A 6,143-nucleotide genomic window follows, 5' to 3' on the forward strand; every position below is an offset into this window, starting at 1 on the left:
AGTAATAAGGAGTAAGGAGTAAGGAGTAAGGAGTAAGGAGTAAGGAGTAAGGAGTAAGGAGTAAGGAGTAAGGAGTAAGGAGTAAGGAGTAAGGAGTAAGGAGTAAGGAGTAAGGAGTAAGGAGTAAGGAGTAGCGGTGATTCGTACTTTCTTTACCCTTTACCCTTTACCTTTTAGTATGCCCTTGGTGGCTCGATCTAGTGTCAGTGGGACGTAAGATCGTGGTAGATCGGGGAGCGGTCGAAATTTGCTGGGGGTAACAGGCTACAATTGCATTAATGTAAAATATAAGAAATTCCCGATTCTCTCCCAGAGACGCTACGCGAACGAAGCAAACGATCGACTCTTTATCCTTTACCCAAACATCGAAATTAACCGCTCGGTTAAAGCAATATGAGATCGTCACAATACCCCGATTATCTAGTTGAATATTAGTATCCGATGATGAACCCTTCCACTGAGACTGAAGAACTCGCCCCAATCGAGAAAATGAATTTTAGCACCAAGTTTGCTTATGGTGCAGGCGATATTGGTGGTGCGATCGTGGGAATCTTACTACTATCCTATCTTTCTCCCTTCTTCACCGATGTCGTCCATTTATCGCCCGGATTAGCAGGGGCAACTCAACTAATAGTCAGAGTCTGGGACGCTTGCATCGATCCGGTGATTGGAATTATGAGCGATCGCGGGGATGTGTTTGGTGCCAAAATTAAAAAAAAATGGGGTAGACGTTACCCCTGGATGCTATTTTCAGCAATTCCATTTGGCATTTTATTTATCTGTCAGTGGTTGATTCCTTTTCCAGCAACTAATCAATGGGGTTTATTTTTCTTTTATACATTCATATCGATGTTATTGGGGACATTCTTCACGACGTATAGCCTCCCTTATACCGCGCTCACTGCCGAGTTAACTGAAGATTATAACGAACGGACTAGTTTAAATAGTTTTCGATTTACCTTCTCTCTGGGCGGAAGTATTGCTGCGTTATTAATTGCTAGGACTGTATTTCAACAAGTATCAGATCCCGCTCAACAATACCTGACGATCGGAATTATTTGTGCAGTTATTTCAGTAGTACCAATTTTTTATTGTGTCTGGGGTACTCAAGCAAGATATAAGCTCGTAAATCGATATCAAGCCGCTAGAGTTGAGAATCCCAATCCTTTGCCGATTAGAGAACAATTGCGATCGGTATTCACCAATCGGGCGTTTATGTTTGTTGTCGGTATCTATTTGTGTTCTTGGTTTAGCCTGCAACTTACCGCTGCAATTATTCCTTACTTTGCTGTTAGTTGGATGGGCTTACAACAAGCAGATTCTCCCCTAATTATCCTCGCGGTTCAGGGTACTGCACTAGGGATGTTATCAGTCTGGAGTAGAATTAGTCAAAAAGTTGGTAAAAAAGCAGTTTATTTCATGGGAACGGGGTTTTGGATTATCTCCCAAGCGGGTTTATTCCTACTCCAACCCGGTCAAACTGTCATGTTATACTTTCTAGCAATGTTGGCAGGATTGGGGGTGTCTACGGCTTATTTAGTACCGTGGTCGATGCTGCCAGATGTGATTGAATTAGACGAACTAGAAACCGGACAACGCCGTGAAGGACTGTTTTATAGTTTCATGGTGTTTTTACAAAAAATTTGTCTGGGTGTTGCCCTCGCTGTGATTTTACAGAGTTTGGAATGGACTGGTTATATCAGTCCGACTGCTACAGTTCTCGCCCCAATTCAACCACCTGCTGTCTTACTCGCCATCCGATTCGCGATCGGCCCTATTCCAACTATCTCATTAATTAGCGGTCTAATTCTGGCATATTTTTATCCGATTACCCGCGAACGCCACCAGCAAATTTTGTTGCAATTAGCCGAACGCCGGAAGAATATTGAGAGCGACAATTAATCTAATCGTCACATAGCAGACAATTAAACAGATAGAGATCGATTAAAATTCAGGTTGATAAACATCATTTAGCACAATTATTTAATGCTATTTCAGATCCGATCGTCACGAATAACTTAATACCTACTTTATGACTTATTGCTTGGGAATTATCTCCACTCATGGATTAGTAATGGCAGCCGATTCTCGAACTAATGCTGGAGTCGATTATATTTCTACCTATCGAAAGATGTTTGATTTTTCGGTAGTGGGAGATCGGACGATCTTATTATGTGCGTCGGGAAATTTATCGATTACCCAAGCTGTGATGACAAGTATCGATCGAGATTTGGCAAATCCAGATATCGAAAATCTTCACTCTCATCAGAGTCTTTACGAGATTGCTGTTTATATCGGTCAAAAATTGCGCCAGGTACAGACTCGCGAGCGAGAATGGTTGGATAAAGACGGCATCGATGCTAGTTGTAATATCTTACTTGGCGGGCAAGTTCGGGGACAAGCGACGGAGTTATATATGCTCTACAGTCAGGGCAATTTTATTAAAGCAATGCCCGAAACACCATTCCTCCAAATCGGTGAGGTTAAATATGGTAAGCCAATTTTAGATCGAACTTTGAAGTACGATATGAGCGTTGAAGATGCGGCTAAATGTGCCCTACTATCTTTTGATTCAACGATGAAATCAAATGTTTCGGTCGGCCCACCGATCGATCTGGTGATGTATCATCATAATAGTCTCGAAATTCGCCATCAACTTACTTTGCATCGCGGACATCCCTATCTATTGCAAGTCCGCAAAGAGTGGGAATCTTCACTTAAAGATGCGTTCGATCGAATGCCGTCGATCGATTGGAACCGCAGTCAAAATTTAGAACCAGAACCGCACGATCTTTCAGGTTTTTTGAATCATTAATCGATAGTTCATTTCCATACCAATATTACCGATCGTTTGTAACTTGCCCTCAACGGGGGTTGTCTGGGCTGGGAACGGGCTAGAAACGATCGCGATGTGGTCGGCAGCAACCAATAATCCATGAGTGGGGTCATAGCCCCGCCAGCCCCCGCCAGGAAGATATATTTCTGCCCAAGCATGGAGGTGTCTGTCGTCGGTTTCGGCTCCAGCTTCGTAGCCGCTGACAAATCGCCCCGCCAAGCCTACCGCTCGACAGACTTCGATAAATAACACGACTAAATCCCGACAGGAACCGGAGCGATTTTCCCAGGTAATCCCAGGCGGAAGTGGAGAGCCAGCATCGCGGAGAGCGTAAGTACAGGTGCTGTAGATCTGCTGATTGAGTTCGGTGAGAAAAGCCAGGGTATTAGCATTGACACTCTGCCAAATTTGCCCCGCTAATTCGATCGCAATTGGATCGATCGAGTGAAATAAATATCCAGTCAAATATGGTTGCAGTTGTTGAGCCAGCCAGCGGGGATAATCGATCGGTAATTGTGTCGCCCACGGCTCTAGCAGGTAATTAAACGGATCGCTCAGATTGGTGGAAACTGTGGTTTGGGCGTGAATGTGCAGGTTAGTAGCCAGATGATTATCAAACCAAGCCACAATTTGATTATTGCCATCGAGATCGACAGCTTCGACAAGTTTATCAGGGGTAGGCGAGATCGAAAGATCGAATTTTAGCACCGATTGATGGACATTCGATCGTGGGCGCAATCTTAACTGGTGCGGCGCGAAATTTACTGGTTGAGTGTAGGTGTAATCGATGGTGTGTTCGATTTGGTAGATGTTCATATTACCACCTGCGGATCGATCGTCAAAAACGTATCGCTAATCTCTTGAGAAACACTATTTAGCCGACTTTGGGTGCGATCGAGAAATTCATGCAAGCCAATGTCAATAATTTCTTCGATCGACATAAAATCTAGTTCCGATCGCAGTTTACCCAGTTGATGCTCGGCAGAATTGCTCCAAGTATTGCTACGACTACCGCTAATTAGATGCAGACATTTTTCCGCCGAGTTGAGGCAATATTGAATCGATCTGGGGAACTCGCGATCGAAGATCAAAAACCGCGCGATATCTGATGGATTAATCCGACGATAAGTTTTGCGGTACATTTCATAAGCACTCGCCGACTTTAATAAAGAGATCCACTGTAATTCATCTAATGCCGAACCGACACCATTAGGTAAAATAATAAAATATTTTACATCTAAAATTCGCGCCGTTTTATCAGCCCGTTCGATCGATCTGCCGATCTGCCCAAAATGCCAAGCCTCATTATGTGACATCGTTGCATCCATCACCCCTGCAAATTGATGACTAGCCATCTTTACCGCTTCAAAGAAACCTGGTAAATCTGGTTTAATCTTCGCTGATGCTGCCTCTTTTACCATAAAGTAAAAACTATTTACCTGTTCCCACGTCTCCGATGAAATAATCTCGCGTACCGATCGAGCATTATGCCGCGCAGATTGAAGACAGGATAAAATCGAGTTGGGATACTTTTCATCGTAAGTCAGAAACTCCACCACATTTTGCGCTGTAGCCGCTCCATAACGACTGCGAAAAATATCTAAATCGCCAGTAGTAATCACAATTGGTTCCCACTGTCGATCGTCTACAACTACACTATCGAGTAATAAGTTGAGGTTAACATCAACAAAGCGGGCAATATTTTCGGCTCGTTCGATATAACGATTGAGCCAGTAAATTGAGTTAGCAACGCGACTTAGCATAGGGGAAAGGGGATAGGGAATTAGACTTCGTTTCGGGTTGGCTTACCCCCCCAACCCCCCTTATAAAGGCAGGGCTGATTCATTCCTTATCAGGCTTATGTTGTCAAGATTAAAAGCAATTAATTTCGATCGAATAAATGGTAATTTCATACTAAGAAACAACCACATTCATCTAAAAACCGATTGCTTTAGATATTGACAAATTCATTCCCAAAGGGGATGAATCAGCCCTGCTTATAAAGGGGGGACAATTCCTGGCTCCCTCCCCTTTATAAGGGGAGGGTTGGGGTGGGGTAAAGGACTACGCAGCTCAACTAACAAACCACCCATGTATCCTTAGTACCGCCACCTTGAGAAGAATTAACAACTAGAGAATCCTTTCTCAAAGCTACTCGCGTCAAGCCACCGGGATTGATATAGATATCCTTCCCATTGAGAATATAGGGGCGTAAATCGACGTGTCTGCCATCAATTCCATCGGGGAGGAGAGTAGGTACCCGCGATAGACACAGAGTAGGTTGAGCGATGTAATTGCGGGGATTGGCGGTAATTTTGGTGGCAAATTCGTCCCGCTCTTCAGGGGTGGATCGAGTACCGATTAACATGCCATAGCCGCCCGATTCGGCTGCGGCTTTGACGACTAATTTGTCTAAATTTGCCAGTACGTGCTCGCGTTGCCCATCGTGCCAACATTCATAGGTAGGCACATTAGGGATAATTTGCTCTTCGTCTAAATAGTATTTGACGATCGCGGGTAGATAAGCATACACCACTTTATCATCGGCTACTCCCGTCCCTGGCGCATTGGCGATCGCGACTTTTCCCGCCCGATAAACATCCATCAATCCGGGTACTCCCAGGGTAGAATCAGCCCTAAAAGTCAGCGGATCGATAAAGTCATCATCGATCCGCCGATAGACGACATCGACTTGCTGCAAGCCTTTTGTCGTCCGCATTTGCAAGAAACCATTCGCAATCGTCAGATCTCTGGCTTCTACCAATTGCACGCCCATTTGCTGTGCCAAAAAAGAATGCTCGAAATAGGCTGAGTTATAAATACCTGGAGTCAATACCACCACCGTCGGATCGAGGGTAGATTCTGGGGCTAAATACATCAAAGTTTCCAGCAGCCGACTCGCATAATCTTCGACGGGGCGAATCTGCATTTTCTCGAATAGGCGCGGGAATGTAGACTTCATCACCCGCCGATTTTCCAGTACGTAAGAAACTCCAGATGGGCACCGGAGATTATCTTCTAACACATACCAGCTTCCATCGCGATCGCGAATTAAATCTGTACCAGTAATGTGACACCAAATCCCCTGTGGCGGTTTTAATCCCATACACGGCTTGAGAAATCCACTCGCTGAATATATCAACTCTTGGGGAATTACGCCATCGGCAATAATCTTTTGCTCCCCATAGATATCGCTCAAAAATAAGTTGAGCGCGTGGGTACGTTGCTTTAAACCTCGCTCTAATTGCGTCCATTCGCGATCGCAAATCGTCCGGGGAATGATATCAAACGGCAGAATTTTTTCAGT

The 6,143-nt window shown here is 44.5% G+C and carries 5 protein-coding genes; 2 read left to right on the forward strand and 3 right to left on the reverse strand.

The genetic code is table 11. The features are described from left to right. The first annotated feature begins 444 nt into the window (after positions 1–444). Together RMO79_RS12295 and RMO79_RS12300 are read left to right on the forward strand one after the other, a co-directional pair. On the forward strand, positions 445–1,902 hold the full coding sequence (locus RMO79_RS12295; RefSeq protein WP_310483457.1) for an MFS transporter: 1,458 nt from the start codon (positions 445–447) through the stop codon (positions 1,900–1,902). Between the two features lie 130 nt (positions 1,903–2,032). After that, entirely contained in the window at positions 2,033–2,815 is a 783-nt protein-coding gene (locus RMO79_RS12300) for a proteasome-type protease (RefSeq protein WP_310483453.1), read from the forward strand. On the opposite strand, the gene RMO79_RS12305 is transcribed toward RMO79_RS12300, so the two are convergent. From RMO79_RS12305 to RMO79_RS12315, 3 genes are all read right to left on the reverse strand, one after another. Beyond that, on the reverse strand, positions 2,795–3,652 hold the full coding sequence (locus RMO79_RS12305) for a transglutaminase family protein (protein ID WP_310483454.1): 858 nt from the start codon (positions 3,650–3,652) through the stop codon (positions 2,795–2,797). The genes RMO79_RS12300 and RMO79_RS12305 overlap by 21 nt on opposite strands. Beyond that, complete coding sequence (locus RMO79_RS12310; protein WP_310483455.1) at positions 3,649–4,599, reverse strand: alpha-E domain-containing protein; 951 nt, start codon at positions 4,597–4,599, stop codon at positions 3,649–3,651. The genes RMO79_RS12305 and RMO79_RS12310 overlap by 4 nt, the downstream gene beginning before the upstream one ends. A 314-nt stretch (positions 4,600–4,913) precedes the next feature. Then, positions 4,914–6,143 (reverse strand): circularly permuted type 2 ATP-grasp protein (locus tag RMO79_RS12315; protein WP_310483456.1); only part of this gene is annotated, 1,230 nt, incomplete at its 5' end.

The sequence above is a fragment of the Chamaesiphon sp. VAR_48_metabat_403 genome (assembly GCF_031422475.1).
Lineage (GTDB): Bacteria > Cyanobacteriota > Cyanobacteriia > Cyanobacteriales > Chamaesiphonaceae > Chamaesiphon.

Coding starts and splice junctions, on each gene's coding strand:
- RMO79_RS12305 (WP_310483454.1), bottom strand. CDS start 3,652: ATGAACATCTACCAAATCGAACACACCATCGATTACACCTACACTCAA.
- RMO79_RS12295 (WP_310483457.1), top strand. CDS start 445: ATGAACCCTTCCACTGAGACTGAAGAACTCGCCCCAATCGAGAAAATG.
- RMO79_RS12300 (WP_310483453.1), top strand. CDS start 2,033: ATGACTTATTGCTTGGGAATTATCTCCACTCATGGATTAGTAATGGCA.
- RMO79_RS12310 (WP_310483455.1), bottom strand. CDS start 4,599: ATGCTAAGTCGCGTTGCTAACTCAATTTACTGGCTCAATCGTTATATC.